The following is a 21,011-nucleotide window of genomic DNA, read 5'->3' on the forward strand; positions in this document are numbered from 1 at the left end:
TTCAAATATACACTTGAATAAAGAAATGAATCGAGTTATAATTTATTCAAACGAATACTTGAATGAAAGTGTGAGATAAATGACAAAACAACAAATTCCAACATGTGACACATTTAGTATAGATGCTGAAATCGTACACGAAGCTAAGCAAGAAATAGAAAATTCTAATATTGAACATGTAAGTCAAATGTTTAAAAGTATTGCTGATGTCAATCGTGCAAAAATTACATTTGCTTTGTGCGAACATGAAGAGCTGTGTGTTTGTGATATCGCAGAAATACTCAATATTACTGTTGCAAACGCGTCGCACCATTTAAGATCTTTGTACAAAAACGGAATCGTAACTTATCGGAAAGAAGGTAAACGTGCTTTTTATCGCTTGTATGACGAACATATCCGTCAAATTATGACAATATCTATTGAGCATAAGAAAGAAGTGGATGAAGATGGTACAAAATCATAAAACATATCGTATCGAAGGGTTATCGTGTGCCAATTGTGCGGGTAAATTTGAAAAGAATGTGAACAAGCTGACTTCAGTGGAAAAGGCGCAAGTTAATTTTGGCGCTTCGAAAATTTATGTAACCGGTCAACCTACTTTAGATGAATTAGAACATGCGGGTTCATTTGAAAATCTAAAAATTATTCCTGACGATCAACAAGTGAATGCGCAATCTCGTACGATGCATTCACCTGTCAAAGAGATGCACTTTATAGATAAATTCAAAGCATTTTATCATCAACATGAAACCATTATCTTTGCTGCGATTCTTGTTATTCTCGGTTATATTTCACAATGGCTAAACAACGCGAACAATACTATGACGCTCATATTGTTTACGTTATCTATCGTCTTAAGTGGGAGCCAGTTGATTATTCAAGGGGTCAAAAATCTCCTCCATTTTGAATTTGATATGCGTACTTTGATGACGATTGCGATTATCGGGGGCGTATTAATCGGCCAATGGGGAGAAGTTGCTGTTGTAGTCATATTATTTGCAATCAGTGAAGCATTAGAACAATTTTCTATGGATAAAGCCCGTCAATCTATGGCTTCTTTAATGGAAATTGCGCCTGATGAGGCGACAATACTTAGACGGGGTCAATTATTGCGCTTAGCTACAGAAGAGGTTGAAGTTAATGATATTTTGTATGTTAAGCCTGGGCAAAAAATTGCTTTAGATGGGATTGTTGTTTCAGGTCATGCGTCAGTCAATCAAGCTGCTATCACTGGCGAATCAATGCCAGTTGATAAACGAGAAAGCGATGAAGTCTATGCAGGTACATTAAACGAAGATGGTGTGCTTGAAGTCAAAGTAACGAAAGCATCTAAAGATACGGCATTAGCGAAAATGATTCAATTGGTAGAAGCAGCCCAAGTTGAAAAAGCGCCCGCCCAAGCTTTCGTAGAAAAATTCGCAAAATATTATACGCCATGTATTATGGTGATTGCTTTCTTAGTAGCCATCCTTCCACCTTTATTATTAAATGATGCTTTTTTACCATGGATATATCAAGGACTTTCTGTTTTAGTCGTAGGCTGTCCCTGTGCTTTAGTTATTGCGACTCCGATTTCTATTGTTTCAAGTATAGGAAATGCTGCTAAAAACGGCGTGCTTATTAAAGGCGGGATTTACCTTGAGCAATTGAGTAAAGTTCAAACACTCGCGTTTGATAAAACAGGTACGCTAACAGTGGGCCATCCGGTCGTTACAGAGGTCATCCATTTAAATCAAAACCAAAAAGAAAGAATAGATACTTTAGGTTATCTTTCTGCTGTTGAAAACTTATCAAATCATCCTATCGCGAGAGCAGTGGTAGCCTACGCAACAGAAAAGCATATTGACTATCAACAATATCAGGTTAAAGATTTTCTATCTAAAACAGGGCAAGGTGTGCGTGCCGTTATTGAGGGAAACGACATTTTAATCGGTCAACCCCAATTATTTCATATCAATACCAATGAAGAACTTGTTGAACAAATCAATGATATGCAAAAGCAAGGCGACACCGTTATTTTAATGTCGATTAACCATACTTTAACCACTTTAATTACTGTTCGAGATCAAGTACGTGAACAGTCTCAAAAAGCAATTGAAGCACTTCAAAATTTAGGGATACAACATACAGTCATGTTGACAGGGGATAATTTAAATAGTGCACAAGCCATCAATCGAAAATTGAAATTGACAAATGTTGAAGCAGATTTAATGCCAGAAGATAAATTAAAGCATATAGAAAAATTAGAAGCTTTAAATGGTCCAGTAGGAATGGTTGGTGATGGTGTGAATGATGCACCTGCTCTAGCGCGTGCTTCTATCGGTATTGCGATGGGTGGTGCGAGCACCGATACAGCACTTGAAACTGCTGACATTGCTTTACTCGGCGATGATATGTCTAAATTGCCATTTACTTACCGGTTAAGTCGAAAAACGATGAATGTGATTAAAGCTAATATTGTCTTTGCGATTGGTATTAAATTAATTGCCTTACTCTTAGTTATACCTGGCTGGTTAACGTTATGGATTGCTATTTTTTCAGATATGGGTGCAACTTTGATTGTGGCTTTAAATGCAATTCGTTTGCTCTATGTGAAAGATGAAGCTTAATCAAGTAGAACGGTTGACATCTCTATTGAGAAAGATACAATAAGAGGTAAATCAACATCGTTAAATACTATACAATCTTTTCAAATAGAAATAACTTTTCGCGAATGACCACAACAGTTATGTCTAGCATTGATGAATGAAATGCATACTTTTAATATATCATTATGGGACGAGATGAGAATGAACAATGCCAAGAGTTTGTATGGAAGATTGTTCTTTTCATAGCTCGTCTCTTTTTATATGTTGCGTATGCTTTGTATATAGAATTTTTAAATAATGATACAGTTGAAATATACATAAATGCCCATATTTAGAGAGGACGAAACATAATGAGAATTTTATTTATAGGAGATATTGTCGGAAAAGTTGGACGCCAAGCGATATCAGAATGGTTGCCAAAACTGAAACAACGTTATCATCCGACCGTGACGATAGTGAATGCAGAAAATGCGGCGCACGGTAAAGGTTTAACTGAAAAAATATATAAAGAACTATTGCGTAATGGCGTTGATTTTATGACTATGGGAAACCATACTTATGGTCAACGAGAAATTTATGATTTTATACAAGATGCAACACGCCTTGTGAGACCCGCAAACTTTCCTGATGAAGCACCAGGGATTGGTATGCGTATTATTAATTTAAATGATAAAAAGCTAGCAGTTATTAATTTGCAGGGGCGTAGTTTTATGCCAGATATTGATGATCCTTTTAAAAAAGCCAATCAATTGATTGAAGAAGCGCAAAAAGAAACGGATTATATTTTTGTTGATTTTCATGCTGAAACCACTTCTGAGAAAAATGCAATGGCTTGGTTTTTAGATGGACGTGCGAGTGCTGTAGTTGGCACGCATACACATATTCAAACATCAGATAATCGTATTTTACCTCAAGGGACTGCTTTTATTACCGATGTAGGTATGACGGGCTATTATGATGGTATTCTTGGCATTAATCGTGATGAAATCATTAAACGATTCCTTACAAGTTTACCTCAACGTCACGTTGTTCCTGATGAAGGGCGTAGTGTGTTGTCAGGCGTTATTGTTGATTTAAAAGAAGACGGGACAGCCAAAAATATTGAACGTATTTTAATCAATGATGACCATCCGTTCGAAGCATAATATTCATTTAACGTTAATAGATCTAATAAAGGATATAAGCATTATCCGCCATTAGTATGAATTTTTTTAAAACCCATTATTTAATAGAGCAAATAATGGGTTATTTTGATATGATAAATAGTGAATTTAATCGTGTAGGAGGCTAAATCTATGAAAGCTCAATTGTCATGGAAAGTGGGAGGTCAGCAAGGCGAAGGGATTGAATCAACGGGAGAAATTTTCGCCACTGCAATGAATCGAAAAGGCTATTATTTGTATGGTTATCGTCATTTTTCAAGCCGAATTAAAGGAGGCCATACCAATAATAAAATCCGTGTCTCTACAACACCTGTTCACGCAATTAGTGATGATTTAGATATTCTTGTCGCATTTGATCAAGAAACAATTGTGTTAAATCATCATGAAATGCGAGAAGATAGTGTCATCCTAGCAGATAGTAAGGCTAAGCCTGAGAAACCAGAAGACTGTAAAGCGCAATTGGTTGTCTTACCCTTTACAGAAACTGCCAAATCATTAGGGACAACATTAATGAAAAATATGGTGGCCATTGGTGCAACAGCAGCGTTAATGGATTTAAATACTGACACATTTGAAGCGCTCATTACAAATATGTTTGAGAAAAAAGGAGAAAAAGTCGTTGAACTTAATATTCAAGCATTGAATGAAGGTTATCGTATTATGCAAGATGAGTTGGCTGGCATTCAAGGGGACTTTATGCTTGAAGAAAGCGCAGGTACGCCTCATCTTTATATGATAGGGAATGATGCCATTGGCTTAGGAGCAATCTCAGGAGGCTCAAGATTTATGGCTGCTTATCCGATTACGCCGGCTTCTGAAATAATGGAATATATGATTGAAAATTTACCAAAAGTGGGCGGAACCGTCATTCAAACCGAAGATGAAATCGCAGCTGCGACGATGGCGATTGGTGCGAACTATGGTGGTGTTCGTGCATTCACTGCTTCTGCTGGTCCAGGTCTCTCGTTAATGATGGAAGCGATAGGTTTATCTGGGATGACTGAAACACCGTTAGTCATAATGAATACGCAACGTGGTGGTCCATCTACAGGTTTACCAACAAAGCAAGAACAGTCTGACTTAATGCAGATGATTTATGGAACACACGGAGATATTCCTAAAATTGTCGTTGCGCCAACGGATGCTGAAGATGCTTTTTACCTTACAGTAGAAGCATTTAACTTAGCGGAAGAATATCAATGTCCAGTTATTTTACTAAGTGACTTACAACTTTCCTTAGGTAAGCAAACAGTGAAAAACTTAGATCATTCAAAAATTGAGATTCAACGCGGCTCAACTATTGCAGAGGATATCGAACGCGATCCAGAAGATAAAGGGTACTTCAAACGCTATGCTTTAACAGAATCAGGTGTCTCACCACGACCTATTCCTGGTGTAAAAGGTGGTATTCACCATGTTACAGGTGTTGAACATAACGAAGAAGGAAAACCTAGTGAAGCCGCTCAAAATCGCCGAGATCAAATGGAAAAACGCATGCGTAAGACGGAACACTTATTGATTGAAAAACCTGTTGAAGGTCAATTGGAACATGAAGATGCGGATATTTTATTCCTTGGTTTCATTTCAACGAAGGGCGCAATTCAAGAAGGTGTTGCTAGACTAGAAGCGCAAGGAGCTAAAGTAAACCACCTCCAAATTCGTCAACTTCATCCATTCCCAACTCAAACAATCCAAGCAGCTGCTGATAAAGCGAAAAAAGTTGTTGTTGTTGAACATAACTACCAAGGCCAGCTCGCAAGCATTATCAAAATGAATGTTAACTTAGGCGATAAACTTGTTAAGCAAACGAAATATGACGGTACACCGTTTTTACCTTATGAGATTGAAGAAAAAGGTTTAGAAATCGTAAATGCGTTAAAGGAGAGAGTGTAATTGGCTACTTATAAAGATTTTAGAAATAATGTGAAACCGAATTGGTGTCCAGGTTGTGGTGATTTCTCTGTACAAGCGGCGATTCAAAAAGCAGCTGCAAATGTGGGGCTTGAACCTGATGAGGTTGCCCTAATCACTGGGATTGGCTGTTCAGGGCGACTTTCTGGTTACGTAAATTCATACGGAGTGCATTCGATTCACGGTCGTGCATTACCTCTCGCACAAGGCGTTAAAATGGCCAATCGTGATTTAACTGTCATTGCATCAGGTGGAGATGGAGATGGTTATGCTATTGGTATGGGACATACCATTCATGCGTTACGCCGAAACATGAACATTACTTACATTGTTATGGATAATCAAATTTATGGTTTAACAAAAGGGCAAACTTCTCCGTCTTCAGCACCGGGATTTGTTACAAAAACGACACCAAAAGGGAATATCGAACAAAATGTTGCACCTCTTGAATTAGCTTTATCATCAGGAGCAACGTTTGTAGCACAAGGTTTTTCAAGTGATATTAAAGCTTTAACAAAAATGATTGAAGATGCGATTAATCATGATGGCTTCTCATTTGTAAATGTTTTTTCTCCATGTGTAACATACAACAAAGTGAATACGTACGATTGGTTCAAAGAGAATTTAACAGCGATTGAGGATATAGAGGGCTATGATGTGACAGATAAACAAGGTGCTATTCAAACCGTGCTACAACATGATTCATTAATTAAAGGTATTGTTTATCAAGATACTGAAACGCCATCATATGAATCTCAAATTGAAGCGTTAGGCGATACACCATTAGCAAAACATGATTTAAGTTTAAGTGAAGCACAGTTTGAATCTTTTACAAAACAATTTGTATAAAGCTTTATCTATAAAGTTTGCTGATTTGATTATAAAATATATTCTGCAAAAGCAACGGCACATTGAAGTGGCGTTGCTTTTTTAGTTGCTATTATCAATTAAAATAAAAGTGTAAAGATTCATTTTTATCATTTAAGGTTGAACAGTCTTATCAAAATGACTAAAAATGCTTTGATATTTATACATCAAAAAGTTTGCAGAAAAATTGATAGTTAAGAAAGAGCATGTTTATTAAAAGGCTCCAATCAAGGCTAGGCTATAAAACGTATTTTGATAGCAGACTAATTTTTACCACAAACTTAGGGATATTTTTTATTTTAATTGTAATCAGGTATAATATATAGAAGAAAGAGGAGGTTTTGTCATTGGTTGATACATTGATGAGTATACAAATCATTCCACAGACACCTCACGGAGAGGATGTCATTCCTTTTGTTGATGAAGCAATAAAAGTGATTGAGGCATCCGGGCTAAAATATCGTGTTGGTGCATTAGAAACAAATGTCGAAGGCGATATGAATGCGTTGCTTATTTTAATCCAAAAAATGAATGATCGGATGGTTGAATTAGAAGCACCTAGCGTCATTCATCAAATAAAGTTTTATCACGTTCCTGAAGGCATCAGTATTGAAACACTAACTGGTAAATATGACGATACTGAAAAATAGTGTAACGATTTTTATATTGACTTCGAAAAATATCATTTTGCACTTTGGCTAGAATTTTAATATAATGAACTAATGATATATGGGCAGAAAGGGTTTTGTATGTGAACGAAGAACAAAGAAAAGCTGGGACGATTGATGTTTTAGCACAACGTAATAATAAAGAGAAAGATTATAGTAAATATTTTGATTTTGAGCACGTTTATCAACCGCCAAGCTTAAAAGAAGCCAAAAAGCGTGGAAAAGAATCAGTTCAATATAATCGTGATTTTCAAATCGATGAAAAGTATCGCGGTATGGGGAAAGGACGCACTTTCCTAATTAAAACATATGGTTGTCAAATGAATGCACATGATACAGAGGTTATGGCGGGAATTTTTACTGCCTTAGGCTATACACCTACTGAAGACATCAATTTGGCAGACGTCATTCTATTGAACACATGTGCGATTAGAGAAAATGCTGAAAATAAAGTGTTTGGAGAAATTGGGAATCTAAAACACATTAAACAAGAACGCCCAGATTGTTTAATCGGTGTGTGTGGCTGTATGTCACAAGAAGAGTCTGTGGTAAATAAAATTTTGAAATCATACCAAAATGTGGATATGATTTTTGGAACACATAACATTCATCGCTTACCTCAAATTTTGGAAGAAGCCTATCTTTCTAAAGCAATGGTTGTGGAAGTATGGTCAAAAGAAGGCGACGTTATCGAAAACCTTCCTAAAGTAAGAGACGGCAAAATTAAAGCATGGGTCAATATCATGTATGGATGTGACAAATTCTGTACATACTGTATCGTGCCATTTACACGAGGAAAAGAACGTAGTCGACGTCCTGAAGATATCATTGAAGAAGTACGTGATTTAGCACGTCAAGGTTATAAAGAAATTACGTTATTAGGTCAAAACGTGAATGCTTATGGTAAAGATTTAGAAGGTATCACTTATGGTTTAGGTGATTTAATGGCTGATATTTCAAAAATTGATATCCCGCGTGTCCGTTTTACAACAAGTCACCCGTGGGACTTTACAGATCGTATGATTGAAGTCATTGCTGAAGGTGGAAATATCGTGCCGCATATCCATTTACCAGTTCAATCTGGGAATAATGACGTGTTGAAAATTATGGGGCGTAAATATACAAGAGAGAGCTATTTAGATTTAGTAGATAGAATTAAGGCTGCCATTCCAGATGTTGCGCTCACAACAGATATTATCGTAGGGTATCCAAACGAAACAGAAGCACAATTTGAAGAAACGTTATCTTTATATGAAGCGGTTGGATTCGAGCATGCCTACACATATATTTATTCTCAACGTGACGGTACACCTGCTGCTAAAATGAAGGATAATGTACCAAATGAAGTGAAAAAAGCGCGTTTACAACGTTTGAACCGTTTAGTAAGCGAATATTCTTCACGTACGCTAGCGGCTTATGAGGGACAAACTGTTCGTGTATTATGTGAAGGTGCAAGTAAAAAAGATGATGAAGTATTAGCAGGTTATACAGAAAAAAATAAACTTGTTAACTTCCGAGCACCTAAATCTGTTATCGGTAAAATTGTAGATGTTAAGATTGTTGAAGCAAAACAATTCTCACTTAATGGTGAATTTGTTGGTGTCAGTGAAGCAGCTGTGGTGACACCATAAGATGTATTCAAAAGAGTCGATTTTGGAAGCTGCTAAAGCATTGGGTCAGGCATTTCAATCTTTAGATACAATTCAAGATTATAGACGCATTGAAACACAAATTCATCAAAATGAACAGATTGCACAGCACATGTCAGAGTTGAAGCAGAATCAAAAGCAGTCTGTAAATCTACAAAACTATAATAAGCCGAATGCCTATGCACGTTCTGAAGCGAAGATAGATCAAATTAGAACGACAATAGATGATATCCCTATTGTCAATGAGTTTAGAACAGCACAGCAAGAGGCAAATGAGTTGCTCCATCTCGTTGTAGACACAATATCAACGCGAATTGAAAGTTCAACTGATGACTGAGATGTCTAGACGTTCAACATTGTGTAGCTAAATGAGAAGTTATGAATGAGGACATAGGTTTTTAAGGTAAAATAGAGTTTCTATTCTAAAAATATGGTAGAGCACATCATTGTTTCAACCGTGGTGAAGAGTGATATGTGTGAATACACGTAAATTGACACTGACAGCATTATTTGTGGCCGTTAATGTAGTGTTGAGTTCAGTAATTGTCATCCCCATTGGTCCGATTAAAGCAGCACCAGTTCAGCATTTTATCAATGTTTTGAGCGTTGTTTTAGTTGGACCATGGTACGGGCTGGCCCAAGCCTTCCTTTCTTCAAGCATTCGTGTATTGTTTGGAACAGGTACGCCGTTTGCGTTTCCTGGGAGTATGATTGGCGTTTTGCTAGCGAGCTTGTTTTATTATGTAAATCGGCACTTATTTGTTGCGGCGATAGGAGAAGTGATTGGTACAGGCATTATTGGGAGTTTGTTCTGTATTCCAATTGCGTGGATACTCCACTTAGATTATTTTCTCATTAAACCGTTAATGGCTGCATTTATTACATCGAGTTTGATTGGTGCAAGTATTAGTTACATTCTTTTACTTGTACTTAAGCGGCGAGGTTTATTAGCATACTTAAAATTAGATAAAAATAAAAGAAGATTAAAATAATTATTAAATCATTGAGGGGCTGGGGGTTTAAACAGAAGTTTATACTCTCAGCCTTGATACATATTTAAATCGCATACATAAAATACCTTCAAAAAGTAAATGAAATATAGAAAATTTTGAACAAAAGGATTGTGAAAGTATATGGCAAATGTTACACCAATGATGAAACAATATTTAAATATTAAAGCGCAACATCAAGATGCGTTGCTCTTTTTTCGACTTGGTGATTTTTATGAGATGTTTTATGATGATGCAATTACTGCCTCTCGCGTCCTTGAAATCACGTTAACGAAACGTGATGCTAAAAAAGAAAATCCTATTCCAATGGCAGGCGTTCCATATCATTCTGCGGATAGTTATATTGAAACGTTAATACAAAATGGTTTTAAAGTGGCTATATGCGAACAAATGGAAGATCCAAGACAAGTCAAAGGCATGGTTAAAAGAGAAGTTGTACGTGTGATTACGCCAGGTACAGTGATGGAAAAAGGTGGCGTAGAGGATACACGTAACAACTATATTTTAAGTTTTATCCATAATGAAGATGGCTATGGGCTCAGTTATTGTGATGTTTCGACTGGTGAATTAAAAGTGACACACTTTGAAGATGAAAGTACGCTTGTAAACGAAGTGACGACCATTCAACCTAACGAAATTGTTGTCACTCAACCTCTATCAGAAACACTTAAACGTCAATTCAGCATGATTACAGAAACAGTTACAGTTGTTGAACGTATTTCGGATGTGCAATATGCTGTTAATCAGTTGTCTGATCCAAGTAAGTTTCAGGCAGTGCAAGTGTTATTAGATTATATATACGATACGCAAAAAAGAGATATGTCGCATATTGAGAATGTGATTGAATACCAAGCGTTAGATTATATGAAAATGGATTTTTATGCTAAGAGAAATCTCGAATTAACTGAAAGTATTCGACTTAAATCAAAAAAAGGGACATTGCTTTGGTTAATGGATAAGACCAAAACCCCTATGGGCGCAAGACGTTTGAAACAATGGATTGATCGACCTCTTATTCAGCGAAATGAAATAACAAAACGTCATGATGCCGTCGATCAATTTTTACAATATTTTATCGAGAGAGACACTTTACGCAACTATTTAACAGAAGTTTACGATATCGAACGATTAGTCGGTCGCGTAAGTTTTGGTAATGTGAACGCAAAAGATTTAATACAACTCAAGCATTCGATTGCACAAATTCCTTCTATAAAAGCACTCTTACAAACTATTGAACATGAAGCGATTGCACATTTTAATGCGTTAGAACCGCTAGATGACCTTTTACAATTGTTAGAAGATAGTTTAGTGAATGAACCTCCGTTATCTGTCAAAGAAGGTGGCCTTTTTAAATCAGGATTTAACGAAGAATTAGATCAATATTTAGATGCTTCAAAAAATGGAAAACAGTGGTTAGCTGAATTACAAGCGAAAGAACGTGAGCGAACAGGGATTAAATCTTTGAAAATAAGCTTTAATAAAGTGTTTGGTTACTATATTGAAATTACACGTGCCAATTTGACGCAATTTAATCCAGCTGAATTTGGCTATGAACGAAAACAAACATTATCCAATGCTGAAAGATTTATCACTGATGAATTAAAAGAAAAAGAAGCTGTGATTTTGGGTGCTCAAGATAAAGCAATCGAGCTCGAATATCAATTGTTTGTAGCGCTTCGTGAAAAAGTAAAAACATATACAGAACGTTTGCAACAACAAGCTAAAATTATATCTGAAATTGATTGCTTGCAAAGTTTTGCAGAGATAGCGCAACAATATAATTATGTCCAACCGCAATTCAGCACAGACAAAACATTAGTTTTAAAAGATTCACGTCATCCAGTTGTTGAGCGTGTGATGGATTATAATGATTATGTACCAAATGATTGTGAATTAAATCAGTCACAATTTATCTATTTGATTACAGGGCCTAATATGTCAGGTAAATCAACCTATATGCGTCAAGTGGCGATTATAAGTATTATGGCACAAATGGGGGCTTTTGTTCCTTGTGAATCTGCGATACTCCCTATTTTCGATCAGATTTTCACAAGAATTGGTGCTGCAGATGATCTTGTATCTGGGAAAAGTACGTTCATGGTTGAAATGTTAGAGGCACAAAAAGCACTCAAATATGCCACACCAGATAGTTTAATTATATTTGATGAAATCGGTAGAGGTACTTCAACTTATGACGGTCTTGCGTTGGCTCAAGCTATGATTGAATATGTTGCGGAAACATCTCAAGCGAAAACTTTATTTTCAACGCACTATCATGAACTGACAGAATTGGAACAAGCACTTCCAAGCTTGAAGAATGTGCATGTCGCTGCAGATGAATATCAAGGTGAGCTTATCTTCTTACACAAAGTTAAAGATGGGGCTGTTGCAAATAGTTATGGGATTCAAGTCGCACAATTAGCCGACCTACCTAAACAAGTGATTGACCGTGCGCAAGTTATTTTAGATGCATTTGAAGCGAAAGAACAAGCCGCGATTAAATCAGAAGCAAATGCTGAAAAAACGGTTGAATTCACAAACCAAAGTCTTGAAACACCTAAACAAGTAACGTCACAGCAACATTCAGATGCAAAGCCCCAATTCGAACAACCTGTTTTCGATTTATTTGAATCAGAAGCACAAAATAGCGAAGTTGAACTTGAAATTAAACAAATGAATTTATCGCAAATGACCCCAATTGAAGCATTAGTTAAGCTCAGTGAACTTCAAAATAGATTACAGTAGAGGGTGAAATTGATGGGAAAAATAAAAACGCTACAAACGTCTTTAGCAAATAAAATTGCTGCAGGTGAAGTAGTGGAACGTCCGAGCTCTGTTGTGAAAGAATTATTAGAAAACAGTATTGATGCAGGTGCAACTGAAATTAATATTGAAGTTTTAGAGTCAGGTGTATCTTCTATTCGAGTTGTGGATAATGGTTCCGGCATATTAGCGGATGATTTAGGACTTGTATTTCATCGCCATGCAACAAGTAAATTACAAGAAGATGATGATTTATTCCATATTAGAACGTTAGGTTTCCGTGGCGAAGCACTCGCAAGTATTGCTTCAGTTGCAAAAGTCACATTACAAACGTCTACGGATGGTATTAATGGTTACGAAGTGTATGCTGAAGAAGGTGCCATACTGAAAGAAAAGCCAGCGAAAGCGCGTAAAGGTACAGACATTCGTGTAGACTCACTATTTTATAACACGCCAGCAAGACTAAAATATATTAAAAGTCTCTACACGGAATTAGGGAAAATAACAGATATTGTGAATCGAATGGCGATGAGCCACCCACATATTCGTCTTTCGCTTAAAAATGATGGTAAGACCATTCTCCAAACGAATGGCTCAGGACGAACAAATGAAGTGATGGCAGAAATATACGGAATGAAAGTAGCGCGTGATTTAGTGCATATTGAAGGCGAAACAAGTGACTATCGTATTTCGGGTTACGTTGCAAAACCTGAACACTCAAGAAGCAATCGGCATTATATGTCGATATTTATCAACGGTAGATATATTAAAAACTTTTTATTAAATAAAGCTGTTCAAGAAGGCTACCACACATTAATGATGATCGGTCGATATCCAATTGTTTATATCAATATTGATATGGATCCCGTTTTAGTCGATGTGAATGTGCACCCTACGAAATTGGAAGTGCGATTATCTAAAGAGGATCAGTTGTTTGATCTCATTGTGAATAAAATACGTGAGGCTTTTAAAGATAAGGTACTCATACCTCAAAATGATTTAAAACAAAAATATGCCCCTAAAAAGGTACTTGAACAATTTGAGCAACAAAAAATGGCTTTTGATCAGCAAGTGCAACAACATGAGAAGCATGAAACAACGGATAAAGATGAAGTACAACCGTCGCCACCACATTTCGAGGTTAAAGAAGAAGCGAATCACTTTACAGCTTCAAATGAACCGTCATCAGCCAATCATTCAGTACATTCAGATGACAATTTTGAAGCAGAACAAAAAGCGATTTTAAATGAACTTGATCGTCATCAAGCTGTAGTGCCTCCATCGTTCGCTGAGTCACCAACTCAAAGTCAAGATGATGCATTACCTCATGACGTACCTCAAAAACCTAAAAGACGCGTGCCTTATATGGAAGTTGTAGGACAAGTACATGGCACATATATTATTGCTCAAAATGATCAAGGCATGTATTTAATTGATCAACATGCCGCACAAGAACGGATAAAGTATGAGTATTTTAGAGATAAAATTGGAGAAGTGGAAAATGAAAACCAAAATCTTCTCATTCCAATCACATTTAACTTTTCAAAAGATGAACAGTTAATTATTGAGCAATATCGTGATACATTAAAAGAGGCAGGTATCTTTTTAGAACCTTTTGGTGGATATGATTATATTGTGAATAGTTATCCAGTTTGGTTCCCAAGTGAGCAAGTTGAAGAAATCATTAAAGATATTATCGAATATGTGATTCAACACAAGAAGATTGACATTGCAAAGTTTAGAGAAGAAGCTGCGATAATGATGAGTTGTAAAAAGTCGATTAAAGCCAATCATTATTTAAAAATAAATGAGATGGCAGATTTAATCCAACAATTAGGGGAAATGGAAGACCCATTTACATGCCCGCATGGAAGACCTGTGATTATCAACTTTAGTAATTATGAATTAGAGCGTCTGTTTAAGAGAATTCAATAATACGATGAAGAGGGAGAATGTTATGAAAAAACATATTTTACCAGCAATTCGTTCGATGAGAGATTTAGAAAGATTGTTTAAAACAGATTATAAAAAATGTGTCATTCTTGATACACATATTGGTCATTTGAAAGGCATGACGCAATTAATTAAAGAGCATGAACTGCAACCTTTTATGCACATCGATCTCATTAAAGGGATGAGTCATGATGAATTTGCATGTGAATATATTATTCAAACTTATAAACCTAAAGGGATTGTATCAACTAAAACTAAAGTGATTAAAAAGGCAAAAGCGCTTGGTGTCGTTACGATTTTTAGAGTGTTTGTTATTGATAGTCACGCTTTACAGAGAAGTATCGATCTCATTCAACGTATCGAGCCAGATTATGTTGAAGTCTTACCCGGTATCGCAGATAAAGTGATACAAGAAATACATGAGAAAACAGGTACTACGGTAATAGCGGGAGGCTTGATTAACACAGAGGAAGAAATTGAAAACGCCATTAATAGTGGTGCTGCCTATGTGACAACAAGTGACGCATCATTATGGTAAGTAAAAAATAGAGGGGGATTTAAATGCTGAACAAACCAGAGAAGCTACAAAAAGGGGATACAATTGCGATTGTTTCCCCGTCTTCTGGCCTTGCGGGTGAGCCGAATATTCAATGGCGTACACAACAAGGTATAGAGAATATCAAAACTTTAGGTTATCGCGTTAAAGTTATGGAACAAGCGCTTAATACGATTGAATGGAACTACAATCATCCAAAAGAACGTGCAGAGACACTGACATCGGCGTTTAAAGATCCAGAAGTAAAAGCCATACTTTGTACGATTGGGGGTAAAGAATCAGCAAGAATTATCCCATACTTAGATGATGAAATCATTCAAGCGCATCCTAAGATTTTTATAGGTTACTCAGATATCACACCACTTCATTTGCATTTAAACCAATTAGGAATCGTTAGCTTTTATGGTCCAGCGTTGCTCACGGACTTTGCAGAAAATGTAGCGCTTGATGACTATACGCTTGATCATATGTTTGATGTCATTTCTAAAGCGGAGCCATTTGGAAATTTGGCCACGTCGGATTATGTGCGGATTTTTGGCTTGAGATGGGATGAAGAAAATAAAAATATCGCGCGTGAAACAAAGAAAAATGAAAGTTACATATTAGTGAACGGCGAGGGTAACGTTTCTGGAGACCTGATCGGCGGTTGTTTTGAATCATTAGACCACCTCAGAGGTTCACAGTATTTTCCAAAACTTGAACAGTTTGACGGCAAGATTTTGTTTTTAGAAAACTCTGAAGTTAATATTGAACCGTGGGCTTTTGAAGATACTTTTCGTTCTTTTGGATACATGGGCATATTTGATCGTATTGAAGGGATTATATTGGGGCGTCCTCAAAATGGAATATATCAAAATGAATATCACCAAATTATTCAAAGCATTTTAAAAGAATTTCAGCAAGAGGATTTACCGGTCATCGGTAACGCTAGTTTTGGTCACAATGAACCTAAATGTACGATTCCATACGGTGTTAAAGCATCAATAAGTACATCTCCTTTAACATTTAGTATTGATGAAGCGGCTGTAAGTGAATAAGATGCGCGTTAGAAGCGTCAAATCAGCAATTATAATCAGGCGTTCAATATTTGTTTGACATCCGTTTTCAAAGCATTTTATCTTTAAAGTGAAGATTATTTAGATTTTAAAAACCAATTAAATAGATAGTTAATTCATTTTCAGTAAAATTAAATTTCCATTTATTTATGAAAGCGTTTAAAATAATGGTTGACAACGCTTACATCAAAATGTAAGATTAAATCAAGTTGATAAATTGTGAGAGACTGAGAGACTTCTGTTGGCGTATTAATTGTTATGCGAAGGAAGTCTCTTTTTCGTTAAAGGGAGGAAAAAGCATGAATGTTTATTTAGCTGAATTTTTCGGTACTGCACTACTTCTACTCATGGGGGGCGGTGTATGTGCCAACGTCAATTTGAAAAAAACAAACGGTAATGGTGCCGATTGGATTGTCATTGCTATTGGATGGGGACTTGGTGTGACGCTAGGTGTCTATGCCGTTGGTCAATTTTCAAATGCACATCTTAACCCAGCAGTGACACTTGCATTTGCAATGAATGGTGATTTCCCATGGTCACAAGTTCCTGGTTACATCATTGCGCAAATGCTTGGTGGTATTTTAGGTGGCGTGTTGACATGGTTAATGTATTTACCACATTGGCGTGCAACTGAAGATAAAGCAACAAAATTAGGCGTCTTTTCAACTGCGCCTGCACTTAAAAACTATACTGCAAACTTTATTTCAGAGATTATTGGTACTGCAGTTTTAACTTCAGGTCTTTTATACATCGGGGCAAATAAGTTCTCTGAAGGATTAAACCCATTAATCGTTGGTGCTTTGATTGTAGCAATTGGTGTCAGCTTAGGTGGTACAACAGGCTATGCAATTAATCCTGCTCGTGACTTAGGACCACGTATCGCACATGCTACTTTACCAATCCATGGTAAAGGTGACAGCGGTTGGGGTTACGCAATTGTACCTGTGTTAGGACCATTGGTTGGTGGTATGGTAGGTACAGTCGTATATCGCTTAATTTTTAAAGGCGCATTTGATGTTTGGACAATTGTAACGATTATCGTATTAGTTTTAACATTATTACTTGGTGCGGCATTAAATAAAAAATCGCCACAAGATGAAATTGCTAAAATCTAATTCATATTACTGTTTTTGTCATAAGTATGAATGTTAAAGTAAGACATACAAAACTTTACAATACGTTGTAATCATAGAGGTATTAATAACATGGTGATGACGTATTGTAGTTTTTTAGTGTTTATGAGCTGGATTTGACATCTTACACCAGCACTTTGGGTTATAATAACCTTATCGTAATACTTTACAAGTTAATATCAGTGAAGAGTTGAGAGGAGACTATGTTATGGGAAACTATATCTTATCGATTGATCAGGGGACAACAAGTTCTAGAGCAATCTTATTTAACGAAAATGGGGAAATCGCAGGCATAGCACAGCGTGAGTTTAAACAACATTTTCCTAAAGGCGGATGGGTAGAGCATGATGCCAACGAAATTTGGACATCAGTTTTATCAGTGATGGCATCTGTTTTAAACGAAAATAACGTATCGGCATCACAAATTAAAGGGATTGGTATCACAAACCAACGTGAAACAACTGTCGTTTGGGATAAAAACACAGGCCGTCCAATCTACAATGCGATTGTTTGGCAGTCACGTCAAACACAACATATTTGTGATGAATTAAAGAACGCTGGTCATGAAGAAACGTTTAGAAACAAAACTGGTTTATTATTAGACCCTTATTTTTCAGGAACTAAAGTTAAATGGATACTTGATAAAGTTGAAGGTGCACGTGAAAAAGCTGAAAAAGGCGATGTTTTGTTCGGAACAATTGATTCATGGTTAGTTTGGAAACTTTCTGGTGGTAGAACGCATGTAACAGACTATTCCAACGCAAGTCGTACATTAATGTATAACATCCATGATTTACAATGGGATGACGAATTGCTTGAAATTTTAGATGTACCTAAAGCAATGTTACCTGAAGTTAAACCATCAAGTGAAGTGTATTGCGAAACAATCGATTATCACTTCTTTGGTCAAAAAGTACCAATTGCTGGTATTGCGGGTGACCAACAAGCTGCACTATTCGGACAAGCATGTTTCGAACGCGGTGATGTGAAAAACACATACGGCACAGGTGGTTTCATGCTTATGAATACAGGTGAGGAAGCAGTTGTATCTGATAATGGATTGTTAACAACGATTGCTTATGGAATTGATGGTAAAGTCAATTACGCATTAGAAGGTTCAATCTTCGTATCAGGTTCAGCCATTCAATGGTTAAGAGATGGTCTCCGAATGATTAACTCGGCTCCGCAATCAGAAGATTATGCTAAACGTGTTGATTCTACAGAAGGTGTCTATGTTGTACCTGCATTTGTTGGTTTAGGTACACCTTATTGGGATTCTGAAGCACGTGGTGCGATTTTCGGTATTACGAGAGGTACAGAAAAAGAGCATTTCATTAGAGCTACTTTAGAGTCTTTATGTTACCAAACTCGTGACGTAATTGAAGCGATGGCACAAGACTCTGGTATTGATGTAAACACTTTACGTGTTGACGGTGGCGCAGTTAAAAATAATTTCTTAATGCAATTCCAAGCCGACTTAGTCAACATCAATGTTGAACGACCAGAAATTAATGAAACAACAGCATTAGGTGCTGCTTATTTAGCTGGTATTGCTACAGGATTCTGGAAAGATAAATCAGAAATTAGTCGTCAATGGAAACTTGAAAAATCATTTGATCCGACGATGGATGAGAAAGAAAGTAATCGTTTGTACAAAGGTTGGAAAAAAGCAGTTGAAGCCACTCAAGTTTTCAAATTAGACGAAGAATAAGTGGTGTGATATACTGTAGTTAAGTTAATAGCATCATACGAGATTGTGAGAGACGTCGTTCGTACAACTTTATTTAAGCTGTGGGAGAAGTCTCTCTTTTTTTATGATATTAGGAGGCGGAATATATGAGTTTATCAACTTTTAAACGTGATTCAGTAAAGAACAAAATGAAAAATGAGGAATATGATTTAGTTGTTGTCGGTGGGGGTATCACTGGCGCAGGTATCGCATTAGATGCAAGTGCAAGAGGTATGAAAGTCGCTTTAGTAGAAATGCAAGACTTCGCACAAGGTACAAGCTCTCGTTCTACTAAATTGGTTCATGGTGGCTTACGTTACTTGAAACAATTCCAAGTTGGCGTTGTTGCTGAAACTGGTAAAGAACGTGCAATCGTTTATGAAAATGGTCCACATGTTACGACACCTGAATGGATGTTATTACCAATGCATAAAGGTGGTACATTTGGTAAGTTTTCAACTTCAATCGGTTTAGGTATGTATGATCGCCTTGCTGGTGTTAAAAAATCAGAACGTAAAAAAATGTTAACTGTACAAGAAACTACTGACAAAGAACCATTAGTTAAACAAGATGGTCTTAAAGGTGGCGGTTACTACGTTGAATACCGTACAGATGACGCTCGTTTAACAATTGAAGTGATGAAAAAAGCAGCTGAGCAAGGTGCTGATATTTTAAACTATGCGAAAGTAAACAACTTCTTATATGATAATAATGAAAAAGTAAACGGTGTGACAGTGATTGACCGCTTAGCGAATGATACTTTTAAAATTAAAGGTAAAAAAGTCGTTAACGCAACAGGTCCGTGGGTAGACGAAGTACGTAGTGCAGACTACTCTAAAAACAACAAACAATTGCGTTTAACAAAAGGTGTTCACGTTGTTATCGATCAATCAAAATTCCCATTACGTCAAGCTGTTTATTTTGATACAGAAAAAGACGGTCGTATGATTTTTGCTATTCCTCGTGAAGGCAAAGCTTATGTTGGTACAACTGATACATTCTATGATAATGAAAAATCAACACCACTTGTTAACCAAGAAGACAGAGATTATTTAATTGATGCCATTAACTATATGTTCCCAACTGTTCAAGTTAAAGATGAAGACATTGAGTCTACATGGGCAGGTATTCGTCCGTTAATTTTAGAAGAAGGTAAAGACCCTTCTGAAATTTCACGTAAAGACGAAGTTTGGGAAGGTAAATCAGGATTATTAACAATTGCTGGTGGTAAATTAACAGGTTACCGTCACATGGCATTAGAAATTGTAAACTTAGTTGAAAAACGATTAAAACAAGAATATAAATTGAAATTCAATAAAGTAGATACAAAATACATTCCAATTTCTGGTGGGGATGTTGGTGGTAGTGCAAACTTCGATAAATTCGTTGAAGAAAAAGTACAAGCTGCGAAAGCATTCAATTTAGATGAAAAATTAGCTCGTCACTTAGCTTCAAAATATGGTTCTAACGTTGATGATTTATTTGCGATTGCGCAAGCAGCACAACATCAAACAACTGGTTTACCATTAGAATTATATGTTGAACTTGTATATAGCGTTCAAAACGAATTAGTTGTAAAACCAACTGACTTCCTTGTACGTCGTACGGGTGCATTATACTTTGATATTAATCGTGTATTAGAATATAAAGATATTGTTGTCGATGTATTAGCTGACTTATTAGGCTACGATGCAAATACTAAAGCAGCTTATCATGCTGAATTAGATAAAGCGATCCAAGAAGCAAGACATGGTCAACACCAACCTGCTGAAAAATAAGATATTAGCTAGCAATTTATGAGATAAAAAGTAACGCAAGTTGATTTTAAGCTTGTGTTACTTTTTATTTTTATCATCAAATATATCAGTGATTTCCACTTTATTTTCGTATTTCAGCTTATTCATACATACAACTGTTTTCATACATTTCGTAAACGATGATTTTTCAACTGTTAAAATTTTTGTTT

16 protein-coding genes are annotated in these 21,011 nt (G+C 36.4%); all 16 read left to right on the forward strand.

The features are described from left to right. Nucleotides 1-79: 79 nt before the first annotated feature. The 16 genes from HMPREF1208_RS03360 (at nucleotide 80) to HMPREF1208_RS03435 (ending at nucleotide 20,823) form a co-directional block, all read left to right on the forward strand. On the forward strand, nucleotides 80-463 hold the full coding sequence (locus tag HMPREF1208_RS03360) for an ArsR/SmtB family transcription factor (RefSeq protein ID WP_016424943.1): 384 nt from the start codon (nucleotides 80-82) through the stop codon (nucleotides 461-463). Continuing rightward, nucleotides 447-2,609: a heavy metal translocating P-type ATPase gene (locus tag HMPREF1208_RS03365; RefSeq protein WP_016424944.1), complete on the forward strand. Its 2,163-nt coding sequence runs from the start codon at nucleotides 447-449 to the stop codon at nucleotides 2,607-2,609. Before HMPREF1208_RS03360 ends, HMPREF1208_RS03365 begins: the two co-directional genes overlap by 17 nt. Nucleotides 2,610-2,938: 329 nt before the next feature. Then, the gene (locus tag HMPREF1208_RS03370; RefSeq protein WP_016424945.1) at nucleotides 2,939-3,733 is read left to right on the forward strand and encodes a TIGR00282 family metallophosphoesterase; all 795 of its coding nucleotides are present in this window, start codon (nucleotides 2,939-2,941) and stop codon (nucleotides 3,731-3,733) included. Nucleotides 3,734-3,883: 150 nt separating this feature from the next. Further along, nucleotides 3,884-5,644 carry a 2-oxoacid:acceptor oxidoreductase subunit alpha gene (locus HMPREF1208_RS03375; RefSeq protein WP_016424946.1) on the forward strand — a complete coding sequence of 587 codons (1,761 nt, stop codon included), beginning with the start codon at nucleotides 3,884-3,886 and terminating at the stop codon, nucleotides 5,642-5,644. Beyond that, on the forward strand, nucleotides 5,645-6,511 hold the full coding sequence (locus tag HMPREF1208_RS03380; protein WP_016424947.1) for a 2-oxoacid:ferredoxin oxidoreductase subunit beta: 867 nt from the start codon (nucleotides 5,645-5,647) through the stop codon (nucleotides 6,509-6,511). Between the two features lie 365 nt (nucleotides 6,512-6,876). Beyond that, nucleotides 6,877-7,179, forward strand: coding sequence for a thiamine-binding protein (locus HMPREF1208_RS03385; protein ID WP_016424948.1), 303 nt, complete (start codon nucleotides 6,877-6,879; stop codon nucleotides 7,177-7,179). A gap of 101 nt (nucleotides 7,180-7,280) precedes the next feature. Continuing rightward, the gene (gene miaB / locus HMPREF1208_RS03390) at nucleotides 7,281-8,828 is read left to right on the forward strand and encodes a tRNA (N6-isopentenyl adenosine(37)-C2)-methylthiotransferase MiaB (RefSeq protein ID WP_016424949.1); all 1,548 of its coding nucleotides are present in this window, start codon (nucleotides 7,281-7,283) and stop codon (nucleotides 8,826-8,828) included. Nucleotide 8,829: 1 nt separating this feature from the next. After that, the gene (locus HMPREF1208_RS03395) at nucleotides 8,830-9,183 is read left to right on the forward strand and encodes a RicAFT regulatory complex protein RicA family protein (protein ID WP_037559109.1); all 354 of its coding nucleotides are present in this window, start codon (nucleotides 8,830-8,832) and stop codon (nucleotides 9,181-9,183) included. 139 nt (nucleotides 9,184-9,322) lie between these two features. Next, entirely contained in the window at nucleotides 9,323-9,838 is a 516-nt protein-coding gene (gene thiW / locus HMPREF1208_RS03400) for an energy coupling factor transporter S component ThiW (RefSeq protein WP_016424951.1), read from the forward strand. A gap of 162 nt (nucleotides 9,839-10,000) precedes the next feature. After that, nucleotides 10,001-12,601 carry a DNA mismatch repair protein MutS gene (gene mutS, locus HMPREF1208_RS03405; protein ID WP_420878466.1) on the forward strand — a complete coding sequence of 867 codons (2,601 nt, stop codon included), beginning with the start codon at nucleotides 10,001-10,003 and terminating at the stop codon, nucleotides 12,599-12,601. Between the two features lie 12 nt (nucleotides 12,602-12,613). Beyond that, nucleotides 12,614-14,554, forward strand: a complete 1,941-nt coding sequence (gene mutL, locus HMPREF1208_RS03410) for a DNA mismatch repair endonuclease MutL (RefSeq protein ID WP_016424953.1) — start codon at nucleotides 12,614-12,616, stop codon at nucleotides 14,552-14,554. Between the two features lie 22 nt (nucleotides 14,555-14,576). After that, entirely contained in the window at nucleotides 14,577-15,110 is a 534-nt protein-coding gene (locus tag HMPREF1208_RS03415; protein ID WP_016424954.1) for a glycerol-3-phosphate responsive antiterminator, read from the forward strand. A 23-nt stretch (nucleotides 15,111-15,133) separates the two neighbouring features. Next, nucleotides 15,134-16,165, forward strand: coding sequence for a S66 family peptidase (locus tag HMPREF1208_RS03420; protein ID WP_016424955.1), 1,032 nt, complete (start codon nucleotides 15,134-15,136; stop codon nucleotides 16,163-16,165). Between the two features lie 317 nt (nucleotides 16,166-16,482). Beyond that, the gene (locus tag HMPREF1208_RS03425; RefSeq protein WP_016424956.1) at nucleotides 16,483-17,298 is read left to right on the forward strand and encodes an MIP/aquaporin family protein; all 816 of its coding nucleotides are present in this window, start codon (nucleotides 16,483-16,485) and stop codon (nucleotides 17,296-17,298) included. A gap of 226 nt (nucleotides 17,299-17,524) precedes the next feature. Then, the gene (gene glpK / locus HMPREF1208_RS03430; protein ID WP_016424957.1) at nucleotides 17,525-19,027 is read left to right on the forward strand and encodes a glycerol kinase GlpK; all 1,503 of its coding nucleotides are present in this window, start codon (nucleotides 17,525-17,527) and stop codon (nucleotides 19,025-19,027) included. Between the two features lie 125 nt (nucleotides 19,028-19,152). After that, the gene (locus tag HMPREF1208_RS03435; protein WP_016424958.1) at nucleotides 19,153-20,823 is read left to right on the forward strand and encodes a glycerol-3-phosphate dehydrogenase/oxidase; all 1,671 of its coding nucleotides are present in this window, start codon (nucleotides 19,153-19,155) and stop codon (nucleotides 20,821-20,823) included. Nucleotides 20,824-21,011: the final 188 nt, after the last annotated feature.

It is taken from the genome of Staphylococcus sp. HGB0015 (assembly GCF_000411275.1).
Taxonomy (GTDB): domain Bacteria; phylum Bacillota; class Bacilli; order Staphylococcales; family Staphylococcaceae; genus Staphylococcus; species Staphylococcus schleiferi.